We start from the raw sequence: 22,279 nt of genomic DNA, 5'->3' as shown, positions 1-22,279 counted from the left end.
GATGACGACCCTGGCACCCGTGCTGAGCGCCCACTGGGACGCACCGCGCTCCTGGACGCTGGCCACGTACGAGGAGCACGGCGGCTACCGCGGCCTGCGCCGCGCGCTGGCCATGGAGCCTGCCGACGTGGTGACGACCGTGAAGGACTCGGGCCTGCGCGGCCGCGGCGGAGCGGGCTTCCCCACGGGCATGAAGTGGGGCTTCCTGCCTGCGCCCGACGGCGGGCCCCGCTACCTGGTGGTCAACGCGGACGAGTCCGAGCCGGGCACCTGCAAGGACATCCCGCTGATGATGGCCAGCCCGCAGGCCCTGATCGAGGGTGTCGCGATCACGTCGTACGCGATCGGCTGCCACCACGCGTTCATCTACGTGCGCGGCGAGGTCCTGCACGTGTACCGCCGTCTGCTGCGCGCGGTCGAGGAGGCGTACGCCGCCGGCTACCTCGGCACGGACGTGCTCGGGTCGGGCTTCGACCTCGAGGTCACCGTGCACGCCGGTGCGGGCGCGTACATCTGCGGCGAGGAGACCGCGCTGCTCGACTCCCTCGAGGGGCGTCGCGGGCAGCCGCGGCTCAAGCCGCCGTTCCCCGCGGTCGCCGGCCTGTACGCGCGCCCGACGGTGGTCAACAACGTCGAGTCGGTGGCGTCGGTGCCGGGCATCCTCGTCGGCGGGTCGGACTGGTTCCGCCAGATGGGCACCGAGAGGTCGACCGGGCACGGGCTGTTCTCCCTGTCAGGGCACGTGCAGCGGCCCGGGCAGTACGAGGCGCCGCTCGGCATCACGCTGCGCGAGCTGCTCGAGATGGCCGGCGGCGTCCGCGAGGGCCACGAGCTGAAGTTCTGGACGCCGGGCGGCTCGTCGACGCCGATCTTCACCGCGGAGCACCTCGACGTGCCGCTGGACTACGAGTCGGTCGGCGCGGCCGGGTCGATGCTCGGCACGCGCGCGCTGCAGATCTTCGACGAGACGACGTCGGTGGTGCGGGCCGTGACCCGGTGGATCGCGTTCTACAAGCACGAGTCGTGCGGCAAGTGCACGCCGTGCCGCGAGGGCACCTACTGGTTGCTCCAGGTGCTGGAGCGCCTCGAGGCCGGGCGGGGCACGCCCCAGGACGTGGACCTGCTCCTCGACCTGTGCGACAACATCCTCGGGCGCGCGTTCTGCGCGCTCGGCGACGGGGCCACCAGCCCGGTGACCAGCGCCGTCAAGTACTTCCGGGAGGAGTTCGAGGCGGGCACGCACACGCCCGCGGACGTGCTCTTCCCGCCGGAGCGGACCGCGCTGTTCGCCTACACGCCGCGTCGGACGCAGCTCGCGGGGGTGCACGCATGACCGTCACGCAGGGGCCGCGCACTGCGGCCGCCACCACGCCCCTCGTGCCCGCCGCCCCGCCCGTGGTGGTGCCCGAGCCCGAGCAGACCGTGACGTTCACGATCGACGGCGCCGAGACGACCGTGCCGAAGGGCACGCTCGTCATCCGGGCCGCCGAACAGCTCGGCATCCAGATCCCGCGGTTCTGCGACCACCCCCTGCTCGCACCGGCCGGTGCGTGCCGGCAGTGCCTCGTCGAGGTCTGGGCGCCCGGCCGCGACGGCAAGGTCGCCAAGATGCCCAAGCCGCAGGCCTCGTGCACGCTCGAGGCGACGCCGGGCATGCAGGTCAGGACGCAGCACACGTCCCCCGAGGCCGACAAGGCCCAGCACGGGGTCATGGAGCTGCTGCTCATCAACCACCCGCTCGACTGCCCGGTGTGCGACAAGGGCGGCGAGTGCCCCCTGCAGAACCAGGCGATGAGCAACGGTCGGGCCACGACCCGGTTCGTCGACGTCAAGCGCACCTTCGCCAAGCCGATCTCCGTCTCGACGCAGGTGCTGCTGGACCGCGAGCGGTGCGTGCTGTGCCAGCGGTGCACCCGGTTCTCCGAGGAGATCGCGGGCGACGTGTGGATCGACCTGCAGAAGCGCGGGGCGCAGCAGCAGATCGGCACGTTCGACACCGAGGTCCTCGGGTTCGCGGGGGACACCCCGGTCGGCGCCGCGACCCTCGACACCAGCGGGCGGCCGTTCGCGTCGTACTTCTCGGGCAACACCGTGCAGATCTGCCCGGTCGGTGCCCTCACGAGCGCGGCCTACCGGTTCCGGTCGCGGCCGTTCGACCTGGTCTCCACGCCGGGGGTCGCCGAGCACGACGCCAACGGCTCGGCCATCCGGGTCGACCACCGGCGCGGGGTCGTGCTGCGGCGGCTCGCGGGCGAGGACCCGGTGGTCAACCAGGAGTGGACCACCGACAAGGACCGGTTTGCCTTCCGCTGGCAGTCGGCGCCCGACCGGATCACGACCCCGCTCGTGCGCCGCCGGGAGGCCGACGGCTCCCGTGGTGCGCTCGAGCCGTGCTCGTGGACCGAGGCCCTCGACACCGCGGCCGCCGGGCTGCGCGAGGCGGTGGCCGGCGCCGGCGTCGGCGTCCTCCCCGGGGGTCGGCTGACGCTGGAGGACGCCTACGCGTACGCCAAGCTCGCCCGGGTCGCGCTGGGCACCAACGACGTCGACCACCGGTCGCGGCCGCACTCGGCGGAGGAGGAGCAGCTGCTCGGCCACCTCGTGGCCGGCCGCACGCTCGAGGTGACCTTCGCGGACCTCGTGGCGGCGCCCGCGGTGCTGTGCGTCGCGTTCGAGCCGGAGGAGGAGGGCGGCGTCCTGTTCCTGCGGCTGCGCGGCTCCGTCGTCGCCGGCCGCACGCACGTGTGGTCCGTCGCGCCGCTGGCCAGCCGTGGGCTGCAGCGCCTGGACGGCACGCTGCTGGCCGCCGCACCGGGAACCGAGCCGGAGGTCCTCGACGCGCTCGAGGCGGACGCCGACGAGGACCTGCTCGCGCAGGCCGCGCAGGCGCTGGCCGCCCCGGGGTCCGTGGTCCTCGTCGGCGAGCGCGCTGCGACCGTGCCGGGCGCGCTGTCCGCGGTGCTCCGGCTGGCCGCACGCACCGGCGCGCGGGTGGCCTGGGTGCCGCGCCGCGTGGGGGAGCGCGCCGGCGTCGAGGCCGGGACGCTGCCGACCCTGCTGCCCGGCGGCCGACCGGTCGCGGACCCCGCGGCCCGCATCGACATGGCTGCCGTGTGGGGCGTGGGCGACCTGCCCGCGCGGCCCGGGCGCAGCGCCGACGAGATCCTCGCGGCGGCCGCCGCGGGCGAGCTCGGGGCGCTCGTCGTCGGCGGGGTCGACCCCGCCGACCACGAGGACCCGCGCCTGGCCCGGGCGGCGCTCGACGCCGTGCCGTTCCTCGTCTCGCTCGAGGTGCGCACGTCCGAGGTCACCGACCGCGCCGACGTCGTGCTGCCCGTGGCCCCGCCGGTCGAGAAGCCCGGCACGTACGTCACGTGGGAGGGCCGCCCGCGGCCGTTCCCGCAGGCCCTGACCACGACGTTCCTGCCCGACCACCGGGTGCTCGACCGGCTGGCCGACGCCCTGGGCGTCGAGCTCGGCCTGCCGACGCTCGCGGCCGTGCACGCCGAGCTCGACCAGCTCGGCGGCTGGGACGGCGCCCGGGTGCCCGCCCCCGACGTGGACCCGCGCGAGCCGGACCCCGTGCCCCCGGGGCACGCCGTCCTCGCGACGTGGCACCAGCTGCTCGACGCGGGGCGCCTGCAGGACGGCGAGCCGTACCTGGCGGGCACCGCGACCCGCCCGGTCGCCCGCGTCTCCGCCGCGACGGCCGCCGCGTGCGGGGTCGCCGACGGCGGTGACCTGCGCGTCAGCACCGACCGCGGCGCGGTCGTGCTGCCCGTCCTGGTGACACCGATGGCCGACCACGTGGTGTGGCTGCCGACCAACGCCCGCGGCTGCGCCGTGCGCGACACGCTCGGCGCGGGCACCGGGACGGTCGTGCGCGTCGGGGCCGACGAGGAGGAGCGCGCATGAGCGTCTGGGCAGCGGTCGGCGACGGTGCCGTCGCCCCCGTGACGGCGGACTTCAGCCAGGACGTGTTCTGGGTGTGGCTGCTCAAGGCCGTCGCGATCATCGTGTTCCTGCTGACCAGCGTGCTCATCGCGATCTGGTTCGAGCGCCGCGTCGTGGCCCGCATGCAGGTGCGCCCGGGCCCGAACGTGCACGGCCCCTTCGGGCTGCTGCAGTCGCTGGCCGACGCGATGAAGCTCCTGGTCAAGGAGGACCTCACGGTCAAGGCGGCCGACAAGCTCGTCTACATCGTCGCGCCGATGATCGCGGTGTTCTGCTCGCTGCTGGTGTACGCGGTCATCCCGTTCGGGCCCGAGGTGAGCATCTTCGGCGTCGTGACCCCGCTGCAGCTGACCGACTTCCCCGTCGCGGTGCTGTACATCCTCGCGTGCGCGTCGGTCGGGGTGTACGGCATCGTCCTCGGCGGCTGGTCGTCGGGGTCGACGTACCCCCTGCTCGGCGCCGTGCGGTCGACCGCGCAGGTCATCAGCTACGAGCTCGCGATGGGCCTGTCCCTGGTGAGCGTGTTCATCATGGCGGGGTCGATGTCGACGTCGCAGATCGTCGACTCCCAGACCGCCGTGTGGTGGTTCCTGCCGCTGCTGCCGGCGTTCGTCATCTACCTCGTCGCGATGGTCGGCGAGACGAACCGCCTGCCGTTCGACCTGCCCGAGGCCGAGGGCGAGCTCGTGTCGGGGTACATGACCGAGTACTCGTCGATGAAGTTCGCGTGGTTCTTCCTCGCGGAGTACATCAACATGCTCAACGTCTCGGCCGTCGCCACGACGCTGTTCCTCGGCGGCTGGCGCGCCCCCTGGCCGCTGTCGACGATCGGCGACGGAGTCCTCAACACCGGCTGGTGGCCGGTGCTGTGGTTCCTCGCCAAGGTGTGGCTGCTCATGTTCGTGTTCGTGTGGATCCGCGGCTCGCTCCTGCGGTTCCGGTACGACCAGTTCATGAAGCTCGGCTGGAAGGTCCTCATCCCGGCCGCGCTCGTGTGGGTCGTGGCCGTCGCGCTCGTCCAGGCGACCCGGCAGTTCTGGGACGTCGACCTGCGCACGCTGCTGTTCGTGCTCGCCGGTGTCGTCGTCGCCGGGCTGCTCGCCTCGTTCCTCGTGCCGGAGAAGAAGCCGCCGGTCGCGACCGCGCCGACCCAGCCGCAGGAGATCGACCCGTTCGCCGACGGCTACCCGGTGCCGCCGCTGCCGGGCCAGGTGCTGCCCCCGTCCCCCCGCGCCCGACGCCGGCAGGCCGAGGCCGCCGACGGACCCGAGACCCCCCTGGAGGTGCGCGGTGGCTGACCGCGACGAGCGCCAGAACGACCCCGGCGGCACCGACGCCGCCGGACGGCAGGTGCAGCCGGCCGGCACCGGCGGGGACGTCGCCCGCCCCGCCGAGGGCTACCGCTCGATGATCGAGCCCCGCACCGGGGTCGCGGGAGCGCTGTCGCCCGTCGGCGGGTTCGGCGTGACCCTGTCGAACATGTTCCGCCCGACCGTGACGGAGCAGTACCCGCGCGAGCAGCCGCCCACCAAGCCCCGGTACCACGGGCGCCACCAGCTCAACCGGTACGCCGACGGCCTGGAGCGGTGCATCGGCTGCGAGCTGTGCGCGTGGGCGTGCCCCGCGGACGCGATCTACGTCGAGGGCGCCGAGAACACCCCGGACGCCCAGTTCTCGCCGGGGGAGCGGTACGGCCGCGTCTACCAGATCAACTACCTGCGCTGCATCTTCTGCGGGCTGTGCATCGAGGCGTGCCCGACCCGGGCGCTGACCATGACCAACGAGTACGAGCTCGCCGGTCCGACGCGCGCCGGGATGATCTGGGAGAAGCAGGACCTGCTCGCGCCGCTGCGCGAGGGGCAGCTCTCGACGCCGCACCCCATGGTCGAGGGCACGACGGACACCGAGTACTACCGGAACGAGGTCACCGGCAGCACGCAGGCGCAGGTGGACTGGGTCGCCGAGCACCGCCCCGACGACCCGACGCTGCCGGTGAACGCCGCGCAGGGCGCGACCGTGCCCGACCTCGGCGAGACCCGGCTCGCGCAGCGTGCGATCACCGCGGCCGCGCACAAGCAGGGGGGTGCGCGGTGAACGCCGCCCTGCACCTGGCCGCCACCGTGCCGGCCTCGCTCACGAGCACGGGGCAGACCACGACCGCCGAGGCCGTGCTGTTCTGGGTGCTCGCGCCGATCATGGTCCTGTCCGCCCTCGGGCTCCTCTTCGCCCGCAAGGCCGTGCACGCCGCGCTCGCGATCGTCGTCGTGATGATCTCGCTGGCGTTCCTGTACGTCGCGCAGGACGCCGTGTTCCTCGGCGTCGTGCAGGTGGTCGTCTACACCGGCGCGGTCATGATGCTGTTCCTGTTCGTCCTCATGCTCGTGGGCGTCGACCGGTCGGACTCGCTCGTGGAGACCATCCGCGGCCAGCGCTGGACCGGCCTGCTCGCCGGGGTCGGCCTGGGCGTCGTCCTCGTCGGGGTCGTCGGCCGGGCGCTGTACCCCACGCCGGTCGGGCTCGACCAGGCCAACGCCGACTCCAACCCCACGGGTGTCGCCCGCCTGGTGTTCGGCGAGCACGTCTTCGCGTTCGAGGTGGTCGGAGCCCTGCTGGTGACCGCGGCCCTGGGGGCGCTCGTGCTCACGCACCGCCGCCGGCTCACCCCGCACCTGGGGCAGAAGGAGCGCGCCGAGCGGCGCCTGCGGTCCGGGGCGCTCCTCACCCCGCTCCCCGCCCCCGGCGTGTACGCCCGGCACAACGCCATGGACGTGCCGGCCCTCGGCCCCGACGGGCAGCCGCTGGAGCACTCGGTGCCCCGCGTGCTGCGCGTGCGCGGGCAGGAGGCCGACGCCCGCGAGTACGCCGCCCGCATCGACCGGGTGCTCGCCGGCGGCTGGGCGACCGGTGCGGGGTCCTTCACCTCCGACGCGGAGGAGGGCGGCCCGCCCGCCCGCACCCGTGTCCTGCCGGACCTGCAGCACCCCGCCACGACCGAGGACCTCGACACCCCCGGCCCCGCCACGTCGAGCGCCGCGAGCGGCGAGGCACGGACCGCCGACGCCGACGAGGTCCGCGACGACGCCCCGGGCACCCGCCCCGGCGACGAGGAGGACGCCCGGTGAGCCTGACCCACTACCTCGTGCTGGCCGCGGTGCTGTTCGCGATCGGCGCGACCACGGTCCTGCTGCGACGCAACGCGATCATCGTGTTCATGGGCGTCGAGCTCATGCTCAACTCGACGAACCTGCTGCTCGTGACCTTCGCGCGGATGCACGGCGACCTCACGGGCCAGGTGCTCGCGTTCTTCGTCATGGTGGTCGCCGCCGCGGAGGTCGTCGTGGGCCTGGCGATCATCGTCGCGATCTTCCGGACCAGACGCTCGGCGTCGGTCGACGACGTCAACCTCCTGAAGAGCTGAGGGGCGCCACGTGCACACCCTGATGTCCCTGACGGCGTCCGCCACGGGCCCGTCCGTCGCGACCGTGCCCTGGGACGGTGCGTCCGCCGCCGTGTGGCTCGTCGCCGTCCCCCTCGCGTCCGCCGCGGTGCTCCTGCTGCTCGGCCGTCGCGCCGACCGGTGGGGCCACTGGCTCGGCGTCGCGGCGTCCGCCGCGTCGTTCGTCGTCGCGGCCGTGCTGCTCGTGGGCCTGCTGGGCCTGCCGGCCGAGCAGCGGGTCCACGACGTCACGCTCGGCACCTGGTTCGACGCCGGTGCGCTCAGCGTCGACGCCGGGCTGCGGGTCGACCCGCTGTCGCTGACGTTCGTGCTGCTGGTGACCTTCGTCGGCACGCTCATCCACGTGTACTCCGTGGCGTACATGGAGCACGACGCCTCCCGGCGCCGTTTCTTCGCGTACCTCAACCTCTTCGTCGCCGCGATGCTGCTGCTGGTCCTCGCGGACTCCTACGCGCTGCTGTTCGTCGGCTGGGAGGGTGTCGGACTCGCCTCGTACCTGCTCATCGGGTTCTGGAACCACCACACCCCGTACGCGGTCGCGGCGAAGAAGGCGTTCGTGGCCAACCGTGTCGGCGACGTCGGGCTGCTCGTGGCCATGGGCCTGCTGTTCGCGGCGTTCGGCGGTCTCGACTTCGCGACCGTCGACGCCGGGGTCGCCCAGGCGTCGGAGGGCACGCTCACCCTCGTCGGCCTCGCACTGCTGCTCGCCGCGTGCGGCAAGTCCGCGCAGTTCCCGCTGCAGTCGTGGCTCGGGGACGCGATGGCCGGTCCGACCCCGGTCTCGGCGCTCATCCACGCGGCCACCATGGTCACCGCGGGCGTGTACCTCATCATCCGGTCGGGCGCGGTGTTCGCCGCCGCCCCCACCGCGCAGCTCGTCGTCGCGGTCGTCGGTGCGGTCACGCTGCTCTTCGGTGCCGTGGTCGGCTGCGCCAAGGACGACATCAAGAAGGCCCTGGCCGCCTCGACGATGTCCCAGATCGGCTACATGGTCCTCGCGGCCGGCCTCGGCCCCGTCGGGTACGCGTTCGCGATCTTCCACCTCGTGACCCACGGGTTCTTCAAGGCCGGCATGTTCCTCGGCGCGGGGTCGGTCATGCACGGCATGGACGACCAGGTCGACATGCGCCGGTTCGGCGGCCTGGGCCGCTACATGAAGATCACGTACTTCACGTTCATGGCCGGGTGGCTCGCGATCCTCGGCGTCCCGCCGTTCGCCGGGTACTTCAGCAAGGACAAGATCATCGAGACGGCGTTCATGCCGGTCGACGGCCAGCCCTGGCGCGCGTGGGTGCTCGGCGGGATCGCGCTGCTCGGCGCGGGCCTGACCGCGTTCTACATGTCGCGGCTGTTCTTCATGACGTTCGAGGGCAGCAAGCGCTGGAGCGAGCGCCGCGACGGCACCGAGCAGCACCCGCACGAGTCGCCCGCGCTGATGACCGTGCCGATGGTGGTGCTCGCGGTCGGCTCCGTCGGCCTCGGCTGGGTGCTGTCGGCCGTCGGGTTCGTCGAGTGGCTCGAGCCGTCCGTCGGGCACGCCGAGCACCACGAGCCCGTCCTGCCGGTGTGGCTCATCATCGCGCTGACGCTCGTCGCGGTCGCCGTCGGGCTCGTGCTCGCCTGGCGCGCCTACGCCGTCTCGACCGTGCCCGTCGTGCCGCCCGTCGGCACCGTCCTGACCCGGGCCGCCCGCGTCGACCTGCACCAGGACGCCGTCAACGACGCCGTGCTGGTGCAGCCGGGGCAGTACCTGACCCGGTCCCTGGTGTACGGCGACAAGACCGTCGTCGACGGGAGCGTCACCGGGCTGGCCCGCCTCACCGTGGGCGCCGGCGACGTCGTCCGCCGTCTGCAGAACGGGTTCGCCCGGTCGTACGCCGCGACCATGGTCGTCGGCGTCGTCGTGCTCGCGTTCGTCGTCCTGGCCGTGCGCGGCTGAGAGCTGGAGGAGCGAGAACATGCAGGACGTCCCCTGGCTCACCGCGCTGGTCGTGGTGCCGGCGCTCGGCGCGGTCGCGCTGTGGTCGTTGCGCGGCACCGCCCGCGCGCACGCCCGCACCGTGGCGCTCGTCGTCGCGCTGGCGACCCTGGCGCTCGGCGTCGGCGCGCTGCTCGCGTTCGACACGGCCGCCGCCGGCACCCACCAGCTGCTCGAGACCTACCCCTGGATCCCCGCCCTCGGCGTGTCGTGGGCGCTCGGCGTCGACGGCGTCGGGCTCGCGCTGATCCTCATGTCGCTCGTCCTGGTCCCGCTGGTCGTGCTCGCGGCCTGGCGCGAGCAGGGCTCCGACGCGGGCCCGACCGACGCGCTGCGGCACTACCTCGCGCTCGTGCTGCTGCTCGAGGCGTTCGTGGTGGTCGTGTTCGCCGCCCGTGACGTCTTCCTCTTCTACGTCGTCTTCGAGGCGATGCTCATCCCGGTCTACTTCATGATCGGCGCGTTCGGGGGAGCGCGGCGCCGGTACGCGGCCGTGAAGTTCCTGCTCTACTCGCTCGCCGGCGGGCTGGTCATGCTCGTGGGCGTCATCGGCCTGTACGCGCAGGGCCCCGGCGGCCCCCAGGGCTTCCTCACCGAGAACCTCGTCGGCCTGCCCCTGGACCCCACGGTCGAGAAGTGGCTGTTCGTGTCGTTCTTCCTCGCGTTCGCGATCAAGGCGCCGATGTTCCCCGTGCACACGTGGCTCCCGGACGCGGCCGAGCAGGCGCCCGCCGGCACGTCCACGCTGCTCGTCGGGGTCCTCGACAAGGTCGGCACGTTCGGCATGCTGACGCTCTGCCTGCCGCTGTTCCCCGCCGCGTCGCGCTGGGCCGCGCCCGTGGTGGTCGTGCTCGCCGTCGTCTCGGTGCTCTACGGCGCGCTGCTCGCGATCGGCCAGAAGGACCTCATGCGCCTGGTGGCGTACACCTCGGTGTCGCACTTCGGGTTCATCGTGCTGGGCATCTTCGCGTTCACGTCGACCTCCGTCGCCGGCTCGTCGTTCTACATGGTCAACCACGGCCTGTCGACGGGGGCGCTGTTCCTGCTCGTCGGGTTCCTCGCCGCCCGGCGCGGCTCGCAGCAGGTCGCCGACTTCGGCGGGCTGCAGAAGGTCACGCCCGTGATGGCCGGGGTGTTCCTCGTGGTCGGCCTGTCGGCGCTGTCGCTTCCGGGTCTGTCGACGTTCGTCAGCGAGTTCCTCGTGCTCGTCGGCACCTTCGCCCGGCACCCCGCGGCCGCGGTCGTCGCGACCCTCGGCGTCGTCCTGGCCGCGCTGTACGTGCTGTGGACGTACCAGCGCGTGTTCACCGGGCCGGTGCGCCCCGAGCTCGAGCGCACGCCCGAGCTCGGCACGCGCGAGCGGTGGGCCGTCGGCCCGCTCGTCGCGCTCATGCTCGTCCTGGGCTTCCTGCCCGGCCCGGCCCTCGACCTCGTCCGGGAGCCCGCGCAGGGCACGCTCGCGGACGTCGGGGTCGACGACGTCGCACCGACCTGGGCCCCGATCGTCGCCGTGGAAGGGGAGGACGAGTGAGCACCTTCGTCGCACCGGAGATCGCCTGGGGCCCGATGGCCCCCGTGCTGATCGTGCTGCTCGCCGCCGTCGTCGGCGTGCTCGTCGAGGCGTTCGTGCCTGACGCGCGCCGCCGCCTCGTCCAGCTGGCGCTGGCGGCGCTCGCGCTCGGCGGCGCGCTCGTCGCCGTGGCGGCGCTGTGGTCGGACGTGGCTGCGACAGGCGGCACGGACGTGCTCGGCGGCTCGCTCGTCGTCGACGGTCCCACCCTCGTGCTCCAGGCGACCGTGGCGCTGCTCGCGCTGCTGTCGCTCCTCGTCGTGGCGGACCGCCTCGTCGGCGACGAGGACGCGTTCGCGCCGTCCGCGGCGTCCGTGCCCGGGTCGGACTACGAGGAGCTCGCGCGCCGCCGCGGGCTGCAGCAGACCGAGGTGTACCCCCTGCTGCTCTTCGCGACCGGCGGGATGATGGTCTTCCCCGCGACCAACGACCTGCTGACGCTGTTCGTCGCGCTCGAGGTCCTGTCGCTGCCGCTGTACCTGCTGTCGGGCATGGCCCGCCGCCGGCGCCTGCTCTCGCAGGAGGCGTCGATGAAGTACTTCCTGCTCGGCGCCTTCACGTCCGCGATCATGCTGTTCGGCATCGCGCTGCTCTACGGGTACGCGGGCTCGCTGGCGTTCTCCGACATCGCGGCCGCGACCGCCACCGCGAACGGGCTCGAGGGGCTGCTCGTCGTCGGTGCGCTCATGCTGCTGGCGGGCCTGCTCTTCAAGGTCGGCGCCGTGCCGTTCCACCAGTGGACGCCCGACGTCTACCAGGGCGCCCCGACGCCGGTCACCGCGTTCATGGCCGCCTGCACGAAGGTCGCCGCGTTCGGCGCCCTGCTCCGCGTCGTCTACGTGATGCTGCCCGGCATGACGTGGGACCTGTCGGTCGTGCTGTGGACCGTCGCCGCCGTGACGATGGTCGTCGGGACCGTCGCCGCGCTCGTGCAGACCGACGTCAAGCGCATGCTCGCGTACTCCTCGATCGCGCACGCCGGGTTCGTGCTGACCGGCGTCGTCGCCCTCGTCGGCTCCGGCGTCACGGCCGTGCTCTTCTACCTGCTGGCGTACGGTGCGGCGAGCGTCGGGGCCTTCGGGCTCGTCACGCTCGTGCGCGAGCGCGGCACCGACGCCGACGACGAGCCCGCCGTGCTGGGCGAGGCCACCAGCCTGACCCAGTGGGCCGGGCTGGGACGCACCCACCCGCTGCTGGCCGTGACGTTCACGCTGTTCCTGCTCTCCTTCGCGGGGATCCCCCTCACGGCCGGGTTCACCGGCAAGTTCGCGGTGTTCTCTGCGGCCGTCGAGGGTGGGGCCTGGCCGCTGGCCGTCGTGGGCGTGCTCGCCTCCGCCGCCGCCGCGTTCTTCTACGTGCGCGTGATCGTGCTGATGTTCTTCACCGACCCCGAGACCGTCCCCGCGACCGACCCCGAGACCGACACCGCGACCGACACCGCGACCGACACCGCGACCGACACCGCGACCGGGCCGGCGTCGGTGACGACCGACGGCGACGCGGCCACGACCACCACGGCCCCGGCCGGCGAGGCGGGCGTCGGCACGGCCACGGTGACGGCGGAGCCCGTCGTGGGCACGCGCCCGACGACGGTCGTCGTCGGCGGCGAGGGCCTGACGGCCGCCGCCGTCGGGGTGTGCGCGGTGCTCACGGTGCTCCTCGGAGTGGCGCCCTCGCCGGTCCTCGACGCGATCGCCTCGGTCGCGACGTTCCTGCCGTGAGCGGGGTGCGCGGCCCGTCGCGCGCGGCGCGCCCGCACCCGGCGTCGCTCCCGGTTCGGACGCGACCGCTCCGGACGGATAGGTTCGTGCCGTGACGTCGACCCCCGCCCTCCCGCTCCACGACGCCGAGCTCGCCGAGCGGCTCACCGCGCGGCTCCAGCTCGTCGAGGAGCTCCTGCGCGACGCGGTGGCGCACGCCGACCCGCTGGCCGACGACGCGTCGCGCCACCTCGTCAACGCGGGCGGCAAGCGGCTGCGCCCGCTGCTCACGCTGCTGGCCGCCGAGCTGGGCGACCCGTCGCGGCGGGAGGTCGTCGACGCGGCCGCCGTCGTCGAGCTCACGCACCTCGCCTCGCTCTACCACGACGACGTCATGGACTCCGCGCCGCTGCGCCGCGGGGCGCCGTCCGCACACGAGGTGTTCGGCAACTCTGTCGCCATCCTCACCGGCGACCTCCTCTTCGCGCGGGCGTCGAACGTCGTCTCGGGCCTGGGCCCGGACGCGGTGCGCATCCAGGCGGCCACGTTCGAGCGCCTGTGCCTGGGCCAGCTGCACGAGACCGTCGGGCCGCAGGGCGACCAGGACCCCGTCGAGCACTACCTGCAGGTGCTGGCCGACAAGACGGCCTCCCTCATCGCGACGTCGGCGCGCTTCGGGGCGATGTTCGCCGGCTGCCACGCCGACGTCGTGCACACCGTCACCCGGTTCGGGGAGACGATCGGCGTCGCCTTCCAGCTCGCGGACGACGTGATCGACCTCACCTCCGACGGCACCGTCACCGGCAAGACCCCGGGGACTGACCTGCGCGAGGGCGTCCCGACGATGCCGGCCCTCCTGCTGCGCCAGCGCGTGGCCGCCGGCACCGGGGACCCGGCCGACGCCGGGATCGTCGCGCTGCTGGACTCCGACCTGTCGGACGACGCCGACCTCGCCCGTGCCGTCGCGGCGCTGCGCGAGCACGAGGTCGTCGCCCTGACCCGTCGTCGCGCCGTCGACCTGGCCCGGGCGGCCGTCGACGAGCTGCGCCCCCTGCCGGCGGGCCCGGCCAGGGACGCGCTCGTCGACTTCGCGGACGCCCTGGTCGACCGGGCGTCGTGACCGTGCCATGACCCCGCCCGTCGAGCTGCACGCGGGGTACGCGACCGACCGTGCCGGGCGGGAGACCAACGAGGACGCGGTCCACGCGTCGAACGGCCTCTACGTCGTCGCCGACGGCATGGGCGGGCACGAGGCGGGCGAGGTCGCGGCGGGTGTCGTCGTCGACGTCGTCAGCCGGCTGGCCGGCACCTCGCCGACGCTCGCGCAGGTGCGGGACGTGCTGCGCGAGGCCCACGCCCAGGTGCGTGCCCTGCCGGTCGGCGGCGAGCGGCGGCCGGGCACCACGCTGTCGGGCGTCGTCGTCACCGAGCGCGAGGGCCTCCCGTGCTGGCTGGTGCTCAACATCGGCGACTCCCGCACGTACCGCATGGTCGGCGGCGTGCTCGAGCAGCTCACCCAGGACCACTCCGAGGTCGCGCAGCTCGTCGCCGACGGGGTGATCGCGGTCGAGGAGGCCGTACGGCACCCGCGGCGCAACGTCGTCACGCGCGTCCTCGGCGGCGGGGCGGCCGAGGTCGAGCCGGACCTGTGGATCTTCCCCGTGAGCGTGGGCGACCGCATCGTGGTCTGCTCCGACGGCCTGTCCGACGTGCTGTCCGACGCGCGCATCCAGGCCCGGCTGCGCCAGCACGACGACCCGGTGCGGGCCGCGCAGGTGCTGGTGCACGACGCGCTGGCCGCCGGCGGGCAGGACAACGTCACGGTCGTGGTCGTCGACGCCACAGGGGTGAACCCCGGATGACGGTGCCCGGACGGGTGTCCGATCTGGCACGATGGCGCCGCATCCGCCCAGCCTGGAGGGACGTGGAGTGAGCTCTGGACCCGTAGCGCCCCGGTGCGCCGCCTGCGGTGCTGCGCTGCGCCCGGAGGGGGAGCGCTGCGCGGTGTGCGGCGCACCCGTGCCGCGCATCGCCCGGTCCGCCGGCGCCCGGCTGCCGCGTGGCGCGTCGCCCGGCGACGTGCGCCCCGGTGCCCCTGCTGCGCCCGCGCCGGCCGCTGCCCCGGGGCCGGTGACGGGTCCGCCCGGGCCCCGCCGCCCTGCCGAGCCCGTGCGTCGTGACGGCGCGTCCGGTGCCCCGACCGCGCGTCCCGGCGCGTCGGCACCCGCCACGTCGCCGGCCGCCGGGCCGTCACCGGCCGCCTCGTCGGCCGCCGCGGGCCCCGTGCCGCGGCCGTCGACCCCTCCGACGCCTCCCGCGTCGACCGCCCGCCCGCCCGCCGGCGGTGCTGCCGCGCTGCCCGCGCGCCGTCCGACGACGGGGCAGACCGCCGGGGCGTCCGGCACGTGGGCGCCGACGTCGCGCCCCACGGCCGCCGCGCCGGGCGCGGGCGCGCCGCTGCCCGCGCGTGCCGCACCCGCCGCGCGCACCGCAGGCGCTCCTCCCGCATCGCCACCCGCCGCGCGCACCGCGGGCGCTCCTCCCGCCTCACCGCCCGCCGCGTCGGGGAGCGCCGCACCGGCGCGCCCCGCACCGGCCGCGCCGGGGGCTGGTCCCGCGCCTGCCGCGCGCCGCCCCGCCGCCGGCCCCGCGCCCGCGCAGGCCCGGACGACGGGTGCCGACGGTCCCGCGCCCGCGCCCCTGGGTGCGCCGTGGCAGGGCCCGGCGCCGACCGGTGCCGCCGCGTCCCGTCCCGCACCGCCCGCCCCGCCCGCACCGCCGCGCGAGGCCCGGCCCGCGGCGGAGCCCGTCGGCCCCGCGACCCCGCCCGCCGCTGCTCCGCAGGGACCGGGAGAGGGGGCGGGTGCCGCCCGGCGTGCGCCCGTCGCCCCGCCCCGGCCCGCGGACCGCCCGCAGCCCGACGCGGTCGCCGCGCCCCCGTCGCTGCCCCCGCGTCCGGACGCCGCTCCCGCGCTGGCGTCGCCGCCCCCGCCTGCCGCGCCCGCGCCGCCGCCGCCCGGCGGGCGTGCGGAGAGCCCCGCGGTCGCGCCGGTCGCCCCGCAGGACGTGCCGACCATCGGGTCGCGGCTGCTCGCGCACACCGTCGACGTGCTCGTCCTCCTGGCCGCGTTCTCGGCCGGGGTGCTGGTCGTGCTCGTCGTGGGGGACGCGGCGGCGTTCCTCACGTGGCTGCTGCCGGTCGTGGCTCTCCTGGGTCAGATCGCGTTCGAGGGCCTGCGCGGCCGCACGCTCGGTGCGCTGATGGTCGGCCTCCTCACGCTCGACGCGCGCACCGGCCGGGTGCCGGGCTGGCGGGCCGCGGCGGTCCGTCAGCTCGTCCTGGCCGCGGGCGGCCTCGGCCTCCTCGTCGGCACGTGGGTCGTGGCCGGGTCGGGCGCCTGGGACCGTACGCCCGCGCAGCGGGGCTGGCACGACAAGGCGTCGGGCACGGTCGTGCGTCGCAGCGCGGCCGTCCGGCGCGCGGCGATGGCCGCCAAGGCCGCCGCGGCGGCGAGCGCAGCACCGCCCGCCCAGGCCGCGGCAGGTCCCGCCGAGCAGGTGCCGGACGCCCAGGAGCCGGACGCCCGCGAGCAGGCGACGCACGAGCAGGTGGCGCCGGCCGCGTCCGGCCCCGGTGCGGGTGCGGGGCCGGTCGTCGGCGCGCCGGGCGCGGGTCCGCGGCCGGCGGAGCAGCCGGACGACGACGTGACCGTCCGTACGCCGCCTGCGGGCGGTGCCGCGGCGGCCCGGCCGGCACCCGACCGGCTGATCGACTCGCCCGCCTGGCTGCAGGCCGCGGGGCGCACCGAGGCGGCACGGGGCACGGGGCACGACGCCGCGCGCGGCACGTGGTCGCCGGTGGGCGGGGTCCCGGCGTCCTTCCCGCCGTCCGTGGCGCCGGCGGACGAGGTCGACGACGACCTCGTCGACCTCGAGCACACCCGGGTGGCCGACCCGGCCCAGCTGCGGCGCCGCACGTCGGCCCTGACGCTGCTGTTCGACACGGGGCAGCGCGTGCGCGTCGCGGGGCGCGGCCTGGTGGGTCGCAAGCCGAGCGCGGGGGACGGGCGCGACATCCTGCACGTCGTCGCGATCGACGACCCGAGCCGGTCGGTGTCGCGCGTGCACCTGGAGTTCGGCCCCGTCGCGGCCCCGGGCAGCGACGCGTCGACGGCGCCGGCCGAGCTCTGGGTCCTCGACCGCGGCTCGACCAACGGCACCGTCGTGGTCGACCCGGACGGGGAGGCGCGCGTGTTGCCGCCCGGTGCCCGGGCCGTCGTGGGGCCGGGGTGGCAGGTCCGCATGGGCGAGCGGGTCATCCAGGTCGACGACGACTGAGCGGGCCGGGACGCCTCACGTCCCGCATCCTGAGATGTCCGCATGGTGGGATGTCCGTATCGTGGAGCGGACGTGAGGCTCGCCTCACCCCGCGACCTACACTGGGCGGCAGCAGTGCTCGCGCGGTGTCCGCGTGCAGCAGGGGCGTCGCAGGGCGGTACGGGTGCTTGACTGTCCGTCGGCCCGCGCCGGACCGCTGCCCCAGCGGCCGTGCGCGCCCACCTGACCCGTGACCGGAAGGCATCTGGACCCGTGAGCACCCCGACCCTGCGCGTCGCCGTCGTCGGCGCCGGACCGGCCGGCATCTACGCGGCGGACATCCTCGCGAAGACCGACCTGGACGTCAGCATCGACCTCTTCGAGCGGCTGCCCGCGCCGTTCGGCCTCGTCCGCTACGGCGTGGCACCCGACCACCCGCGCATCAAGCAGATCATCGTCGCGCTGCACAAGGTCCTCGACCGCGGCGACATCCGCCTGCTGGCCAACGTCGACTACGGCACGGACGTCAAGCTCGACGACCTGCGCCAGTTCTACGACGCGGTGATCTTCTCGACGGGCTCCATCCGTGACGCCGCGCTGCCGATCCCGGGCATCGACCTGGACGGCTCCTACGGCGCCGCGGACTTCGTCTCCTGGTACGACGGGCACCCCGACGTGCCGCGCACCTGGCCGCTGCACGCGCAGCAGGTCGCGGTGCTCGGTGCGGGCAACGTGGCCCTCGACGTGGCGCGCATCCTGGCCAAGCACGCCGACGACCTGCTGCCCACCGAGGTGCCGGCCAACGTCTACGACCTGCTCAAGGCCAGCCCGGTCACCGACGTGCACGTGTTCGCGCGCCGCGGCCCGGCGCAGGCCAAGTTCTCCCCGCTCGAGCTGCGCGAGCTCGGCCACGTCCCGGACGTCGACGTCGTGGTGTACCCCGAGGACTTCGAGTTCGACGACGGCTCGATGGCCGCGATCCACTCGAGCAACCAGACCAAGCAGGTCGTCAAGACCCTCACGGACTGGACGCTCAAGGAGCCCGAGGACCTCACCGCGTCGCGCCGCATCCACCTGCACTTCCTGCACAAGCCCGTCGAGGTGCTCGGCGAGGACGGCAAGGTCGTGGGGCTGCGCACCGAGCGCACCGCGCTCAACGGCGACGGCAACGCCACGGGCACCGGGCAGACGCAGGACTGGCCCGTGCAGGCCGTGTACCGCGCGGTCGGCTACTTCGGCTCCCCGCTGGTCGACATCCCGTTCGACGACGTCGCCGGCGTCATCCCGAACCGTGAGGGCCGCGTCATCGACGTCGACGGCGAGCCGATCCCCGGCGTGTACGCCACCGGGTGGATCAAGCGGGGCCCGGTCGGCCTGATCGGCCACACCAAGTCGGACGCGTCGGAGACGATCCGTCACCTCGGCGAGGACGTGGCCGAGGGCGGCCAGGAGTTCTACACGGCCGCCGAGCGCGACCCGCAGGCGGTCCTGGAGTTCCTGCGCACGCGCGGCGCCGAGCCCGTCGAGTGGTCCGGCTGGCAGCTCCTCGACGCCTACGAGCGCGCGCTCGGCGAGCCGCACGGCCGCGAGCGCATCAAGCTGGTGCCGCGCGAGGACATGATCGCGGTCGCCCTGGGCCGCGAGGTCCCGCGGGCCTGACGCGCGTCGCGCAGACGCGCCCCGTACGAGCCCCGGACGTCGACGACGTCCGGGGCTCGTGCGCGTCAGGACGTGAAGCGCTGCAGGAACTCCCGGGTGCGCGGCTGCCGGGGGTCCGAGAACACCTGTGCCGCGGGCCCGCGCTCGTGCACGCGCCCCTCGTGCAGGAAGCAGACCTCGTCGGCGACGTCCCGGGCGAACGCCATCTCGTGCGTGGCCAGCAGCATCGTCAGCCCGGTCTGCTTGAGCTCGCCGAGCAGGTCGAGGACCTCGCCCACGAGCTCGGGGTCCAGGGCGCTCGTGACCTCGTCGAGCAGCAGGACGGCGGGCCGCCCGAGCAGGGCGCGGGCGATCGCGACGCGCTGCTGCTGACCGCCGGAGAGCTCGTCGGGGAACGCCCGGGCCTTGCCGGCGAGCCCGACGCGTTCGAGGACCGCCATGGCCTCCTCCTCGGCCTGCGCACGGGACGTGCGGTGCACGAGCCGCGGGGCGAGGGTGACGTTGTCGAGGACGCGCAGGTGCGGGAAGAGGTTGTACGCCTGGAAGACCATGCCCATGCGGGCGCGCACGGCGTCGGCGTCGAGGCGCGGGTCGGTGATGTCCTGCCCCTCGAGCTCGATGACGCCGTCGTCGACGTCCTCCAGCAGGTCGATGCAGCGCAGCAGCGTGGACTTGCCCGAGCCGGAGGCGCCGATGAGGACGACCACCTGGTGGGCGTGGACGTCGAGCGAGAGGTCGTCGAGGACGACGTGGTCGCCGAAGGACTTGCGCACGCCGCGGACGCGCAGCAGCGGGGCGTCCGCGCCCCGGGAGTCCTCGGTGCTCACCGCATGGCCCCCGCGCCGGCGAGCCCGCTCTGGGCGCCGAGCCAGCCGGAGCGCCGCGCCAGGACGTCCGTGACGCGGGCGAGCGGGATGGTGATGAGCACGAAGAGGACCCCCGCGACGACGTAGGGCGTGAAGTTGGCGTACTCCGCGGTGGCGATCTGGGCGGCGCGCACGGCGTCGATGGCCCCGAGGATCGAGATCAGCCCGGAGTCCTTCGAGAGCGAGACCAGGTCGTTCATCAGCGGCGGCACGACGCGGCGCACGGCCTGCGGCAGGACGACGTGCCGCATGGCCTGGCCGCGCGAGAGGCCGAGGGAGCGTGCCGCGGCCACCTGCGAGGGGTGCACGGACTCGATGCCTGCCCGGAACACCTCGGCGACGTACGCCGAGTAGGTGAGCACCAGCGCCAGCCCGCCGAGGACGACGGCGTCGGTGGGGACGCCCTGCAGCCGCAGCCCGGGCAGCCCGAACCCGACGAGCAGCAGGACGAGGATGAGCGGCAGACCGCGGAACACGTCGACGTACCCGGTCGCGAGCAGCCGCAGGGGCAGGAACGCGGGGCCGCGCACGGTGCGCGCGAGGGCCAGCGCGAGGGCGACGACGACGATCACGACGGCGCAGACGGCCATCACGCGCACGTTGAGCCACAGCCCCTCGAGCACCGCCGGCAAGGAGGCGAGCGCCACGTCGAGGTCGAAGAACGACGCCCGCACGCGCGGCCAGCCCGGGCTGGCCCGCACGCCGAGGACGGCCACGGCGGCCAGCGTGACGGTCGAGAGCAGGGCGACGGCGGTCGACCGCCGGGCGCGGGTGCGGCGGTACGCGTCCCGCTCGCGCTGGCGCGCCGACGGGGTCCACGCGGGCGGCGTGGACCCCGTCGGCGCGGGGCCGTCCGGGCTGCTCACTCGAGCACGGGCGCGCCGGCCGCGTCGGTGAGCCACTCCTGCTCGAGCGCGGCGAGCGTCCCGTCCTCGCGCAGGGCGTCGACGGCGGCGGTCACGGCCGGCGTCAGCGCGGAGCCCTGGTCGAGCACGAGGCCGAAGGTGTCGCCCCCGGCGCTGTCGGGCAGCTGGCCGAGCAGCACGCCGCCGTCGAGCTCGGCGGCGGTGATGTACAGGGCCGTGGGCAGGTCGACCACGACGGCGTCGACGAGCCCCGACGTCAGCGCCTGCTTGACCTGGTCGTTGTCGTTGAACGCCGAGACCGCGGTGGACGGGTCGATCGCGTCCTGCGCGGCCGTGAGGCTCGTCGTGCCGACCATGGCCCCGATCCGCACCTCGGCGAGGTCGGCGAGCGAGGTCGCGTCGGCGGCGGGGGAGCCCTCGAGCGTCACGACGGCCTGCGTGGTCTCGTAGTAGGGGGACGAGAAGTCCAGGTTCTCGGCACGCTCGGGGCTGATGGACACCTGGTTGACGGCGATGTCGAAGCTCTTGGCCCCGGGCGCGATGATCTGGTCGAAGCTCGCCTCGACCCAGGTGACGTCCTCGGCGGCGAACCCGAGCTCGGCGGCCACCGCGTACGCGACGGCGGCCTCGAAGCCCTCGCCGGACGACGGGTCGTCGCCGACGACCCAGGGCTCGTACGCGGGGTTCGACGTCGCGACGGTCAGCACGCCGTCGGTCAGCGTCGGCAGCGCGCCGTCGGTGGCCGTGGCGGCGGGCCCGGCGGTCTCGTCGACCGGCGCGCACGCCGCGAGCGCCAGGGCGGCGACGGCGGCCAGGGCGGTCAGGCGGGCGGTGCGCATGCGGGGTCTCCTCGTGGGCGACGGCGGGGACGGCGCGGGGGCGTCGTGGGGCACAGGATACGAGCGCCGGCCGGGCGGTGCGGGCGGTGTCCGGGGCGGCTGCGGGGGCGAGCGGGAACGCGCGTGCGTCGCGGGTCGTTCACACGTCCGGAGAGCGGCCGCACGAGGTGGCCGGGGAGGACGGGCGCACGATGGGTCACCGGCACCACAACGGCATGAAGACGGCTGCGCTGTTCGGCGCGATGTGGGCCGTGCTGCTGGGCATCGGGTGGCTGCTGGGTGGCGGGTCGGCCCGGTTCCTGTGGATCTTCACCCTCATCGGCCTCGCGACCACGGCGTACAGCTACTGGAACTCCGACAAGATCGCGATCCGCGCCATGCGGGCGCGTCCCGTCAGCGAGCTCGAGCACCCCGCCATGCACCGGATCGTGCGCGAGCTGTCGACCGCGGCGCGCCAGCCGATGCCGCGGCTGTACGTCTCGCCGACGATGGCCCCGAACGCGTTCGCGACGGGCCGCAACCCGCAGAACGCGGCGGTCTGCTGCACCGAGGGCATCCTCGCGCTCCTCGACGAGCGCGAGCTGCGCGGCGTCCTGGGGCACGAGCTCATGCACGTCTACAACCGCGACATCCTCACGTCGTCCGTCGCGGCCGCGATCGCCGGCGTCATCACGTCGCTGGCCCAGTTCGCGCTGTTCTTCGGCGGCGGCGACCGCCGCGAGGGTGCCAACCCCCTGGCGGGCCTGCTGCTCGCGCTGCTCGCGCCGCTGGCGGCGACGATGATCCAGCTCGCCATCAGCCGCACCCGGGAGTACGACGCGGACGAGGACGGCGCGGCCCTCACCGGCGACCCCCTGGCCCTGGCCTCGGCGCTGCGCAAGCTCGAGCAGGGCACGCACGCGCGGCCCCTGCCGCAGGAACGCGAGCTCGTCGACGTCTCGCACCTGATGATCGCCAACCCCTTCCGCGGCGCGGGGGTGGGCCGCCTGTTCGCGACCCACCCGCCGATGGCCGACCGGATCGCCCGGCTCGAGGCGATGGCGGGGGGCCGGGCGACCCGGTACTGACCGCCG

At 74.7% G+C, this 22,279-nt stretch carries 17 protein-coding genes; 14 read left to right on the top strand and 3 right to left on the bottom strand.

The features are described 5' to 3' along the window. Position 1 precedes the first annotated feature (1 nt). From nuoF to BKA21_RS05555, 13 genes are all read left to right on the top strand, one after another. On the top strand, positions 2–1,333 hold the full coding sequence (nuoF, locus tag BKA21_RS05615) for an NADH-quinone oxidoreductase subunit NuoF (RefSeq protein WP_140457352.1): 1,332 nt from the start codon (positions 2–4) through the stop codon (positions 1,331–1,333). Then, positions 1,330–3,915 (top strand): NADH-quinone oxidoreductase subunit G, encoded by a 2,586-nt coding sequence (locus tag BKA21_RS05610; protein WP_140457351.1) that lies wholly within the window; start codon positions 1,330–1,332, stop codon positions 3,913–3,915. The genes nuoF and BKA21_RS05610 overlap by 4 nt, the downstream gene beginning before the upstream one ends. Next, positions 3,912–5,252, top strand: a complete 1,341-nt coding sequence (gene nuoH, locus BKA21_RS05605) for an NADH-quinone oxidoreductase subunit NuoH (RefSeq protein ID WP_140457350.1) — start codon at positions 3,912–3,914, stop codon at positions 5,250–5,252. Before BKA21_RS05610 ends, nuoH begins: the two co-directional genes overlap by 4 nt. Further along, positions 5,245–6,048, top strand: a complete 804-nt coding sequence (nuoI, locus tag BKA21_RS05600; RefSeq protein ID WP_373308149.1) for an NADH-quinone oxidoreductase subunit NuoI — start codon at positions 5,245–5,247, stop codon at positions 6,046–6,048. Before nuoH ends, nuoI begins: the two co-directional genes overlap by 8 nt. A gap of 8 nt (positions 6,049–6,056) precedes the next feature. Then, the gene (locus BKA21_RS05595; RefSeq protein ID WP_373308154.1) at positions 6,057–7,076 is read left to right on the top strand and encodes an NADH-quinone oxidoreductase subunit J; all 1,020 of its coding nucleotides are present in this window, start codon (positions 6,057–6,059) and stop codon (positions 7,074–7,076) included. Beyond that, positions 7,073–7,372 carry an NADH-quinone oxidoreductase subunit NuoK gene (gene nuoK / locus BKA21_RS05590; protein WP_140457349.1) on the top strand — a complete coding sequence of 100 codons (300 nt, stop codon included), beginning with the start codon at positions 7,073–7,075 and terminating at the stop codon, positions 7,370–7,372. The genes BKA21_RS05595 and nuoK overlap by 4 nt, the downstream gene beginning before the upstream one ends. A 10-nt stretch (positions 7,373–7,382) precedes the next feature. After that, complete coding sequence (gene nuoL, locus BKA21_RS05585; protein ID WP_373308150.1) at positions 7,383–9,350, top strand: NADH-quinone oxidoreductase subunit L; 1,968 nt, start codon at positions 7,383–7,385, stop codon at positions 9,348–9,350. Between the two features lie 19 nt (positions 9,351–9,369). Next, positions 9,370–10,920 (top strand): NADH-quinone oxidoreductase subunit M, encoded by a 1,551-nt coding sequence (locus BKA21_RS05580; RefSeq protein ID WP_140457348.1) that lies wholly within the window; start codon positions 9,370–9,372, stop codon positions 10,918–10,920. Next, complete coding sequence (gene nuoN / locus BKA21_RS05575; protein WP_140457347.1) at positions 10,917–12,680, top strand: NADH-quinone oxidoreductase subunit NuoN; 1,764 nt, start codon at positions 10,917–10,919, stop codon at positions 12,678–12,680. Before BKA21_RS05580 ends, nuoN begins: the two co-directional genes overlap by 4 nt. 91 nt (positions 12,681–12,771) lie before the next feature. Then, positions 12,772–13,779, top strand: coding sequence for a polyprenyl synthetase family protein (locus BKA21_RS05570; protein WP_140457346.1), 1,008 nt, complete (start codon positions 12,772–12,774; stop codon positions 13,777–13,779). Between the two features lie 7 nt (positions 13,780–13,786). Then, complete coding sequence (locus tag BKA21_RS05565; protein WP_140457345.1) at positions 13,787–14,521, top strand: PP2C family protein-serine/threonine phosphatase; 735 nt, start codon at positions 13,787–13,789, stop codon at positions 14,519–14,521. 1,204 nt (positions 14,522–15,725) lie between these two features. Then, a complete protein-coding gene (locus BKA21_RS20110) occupies positions 15,726–16,997 on the top strand; it encodes an RDD family protein (RefSeq protein ID WP_179625318.1) in 1,272 nt (423 codons plus the stop codon). 252 nt (positions 16,998–17,249) lie between these two features. Continuing rightward, positions 17,250–18,635 (top strand): FAD-dependent oxidoreductase, encoded by a 1,386-nt coding sequence (locus BKA21_RS05555; RefSeq protein ID WP_140457343.1) that lies wholly within the window; start codon positions 17,250–17,252, stop codon positions 18,633–18,635. Between the two features lie 65 nt (positions 18,636–18,700). On the opposite strand, the gene BKA21_RS05550 is transcribed toward BKA21_RS05555, so the two are convergent. Genes BKA21_RS05550 through BKA21_RS05540 form a run of 3 tightly spaced genes read right to left on the bottom strand, consistent with a single transcriptional unit; the run spans position 18,701 to position 21,206 of the window. Then, the gene (locus tag BKA21_RS05550; protein ID WP_140457342.1) at positions 18,701–19,462 is read right to left on the bottom strand and encodes an amino acid ABC transporter ATP-binding protein; all 762 of its coding nucleotides are present in this window, start codon (positions 19,460–19,462) and stop codon (positions 18,701–18,703) included. Then, positions 19,459–20,367 (bottom strand): amino acid ABC transporter permease, encoded by a 909-nt coding sequence (locus BKA21_RS05545; protein ID WP_140457341.1) that lies wholly within the window; start codon positions 20,365–20,367, stop codon positions 19,459–19,461. Before BKA21_RS05545 ends, BKA21_RS05550 begins: the two co-directional genes overlap by 4 nt. After that, positions 20,364–21,206: an ABC transporter substrate-binding protein gene (locus BKA21_RS05540; RefSeq protein ID WP_140457340.1), complete on the bottom strand. Its 843-nt coding sequence runs from the start codon at positions 21,204–21,206 to the stop codon at positions 20,364–20,366. Before BKA21_RS05540 ends, BKA21_RS05545 begins: the two co-directional genes overlap by 4 nt. A 191-nt stretch (positions 21,207–21,397) precedes the next feature. On the opposite strand from BKA21_RS05540, the gene htpX reads away from it, so the two are divergent. Beyond that, positions 21,398–22,273 carry a zinc metalloprotease HtpX gene (htpX, locus tag BKA21_RS05535; protein ID WP_140458316.1) on the top strand — a complete coding sequence of 292 codons (876 nt, stop codon included), beginning with the start codon at positions 21,398–21,400 and terminating at the stop codon, positions 22,271–22,273. Positions 22,274–22,279 lie beyond the last annotated feature (6 nt).

Origin of the sequence: Cellulomonas oligotrophica (assembly GCF_013409875.1) — a bacterium.
GTDB lineage: Bacteria > Actinomycetota > Actinomycetes > Actinomycetales > Cellulomonadaceae > Cellulomonas > Cellulomonas oligotrophica.
The sequence above is the reverse complement of the archived record's forward strand: the minus strand, read 5'-3'. Positions and strand labels throughout refer to the sequence as shown.

Coding starts and splice junctions, on each gene's coding strand:
- nuoF (WP_140457352.1), top strand. CDS start 2: ATGACGACCCTGGCACCCGTGCTGAGCGCCCACTGGGACGCACCGCGC.
- BKA21_RS05610 (WP_140457351.1), top strand. CDS start 1,330: ATGACCGTCACGCAGGGGCCGCGCACTGCGGCCGCCACCACGCCCCTC.
- nuoH (WP_140457350.1), top strand. CDS start 3,912: ATGAGCGTCTGGGCAGCGGTCGGCGACGGTGCCGTCGCCCCCGTGACG.
- BKA21_RS05580 (WP_140457348.1), top strand. CDS start 9,370: ATGCAGGACGTCCCCTGGCTCACCGCGCTGGTCGTGGTGCCGGCGCTC.
- BKA21_RS05565 (WP_140457345.1), top strand. CDS start 13,787: ATGACCCCGCCCGTCGAGCTGCACGCGGGGTACGCGACCGACCGTGCC.
- BKA21_RS05540 (WP_140457340.1), bottom strand. CDS start 21,206: ATGCGCACCGCCCGCCTGACCGCCCTGGCCGCCGTCGCCGCCCTGGCG.
- htpX (WP_140458316.1), top strand. CDS start 21,398: ATGGGTCACCGGCACCACAACGGCATGAAGACGGCTGCGCTGTTCGGC.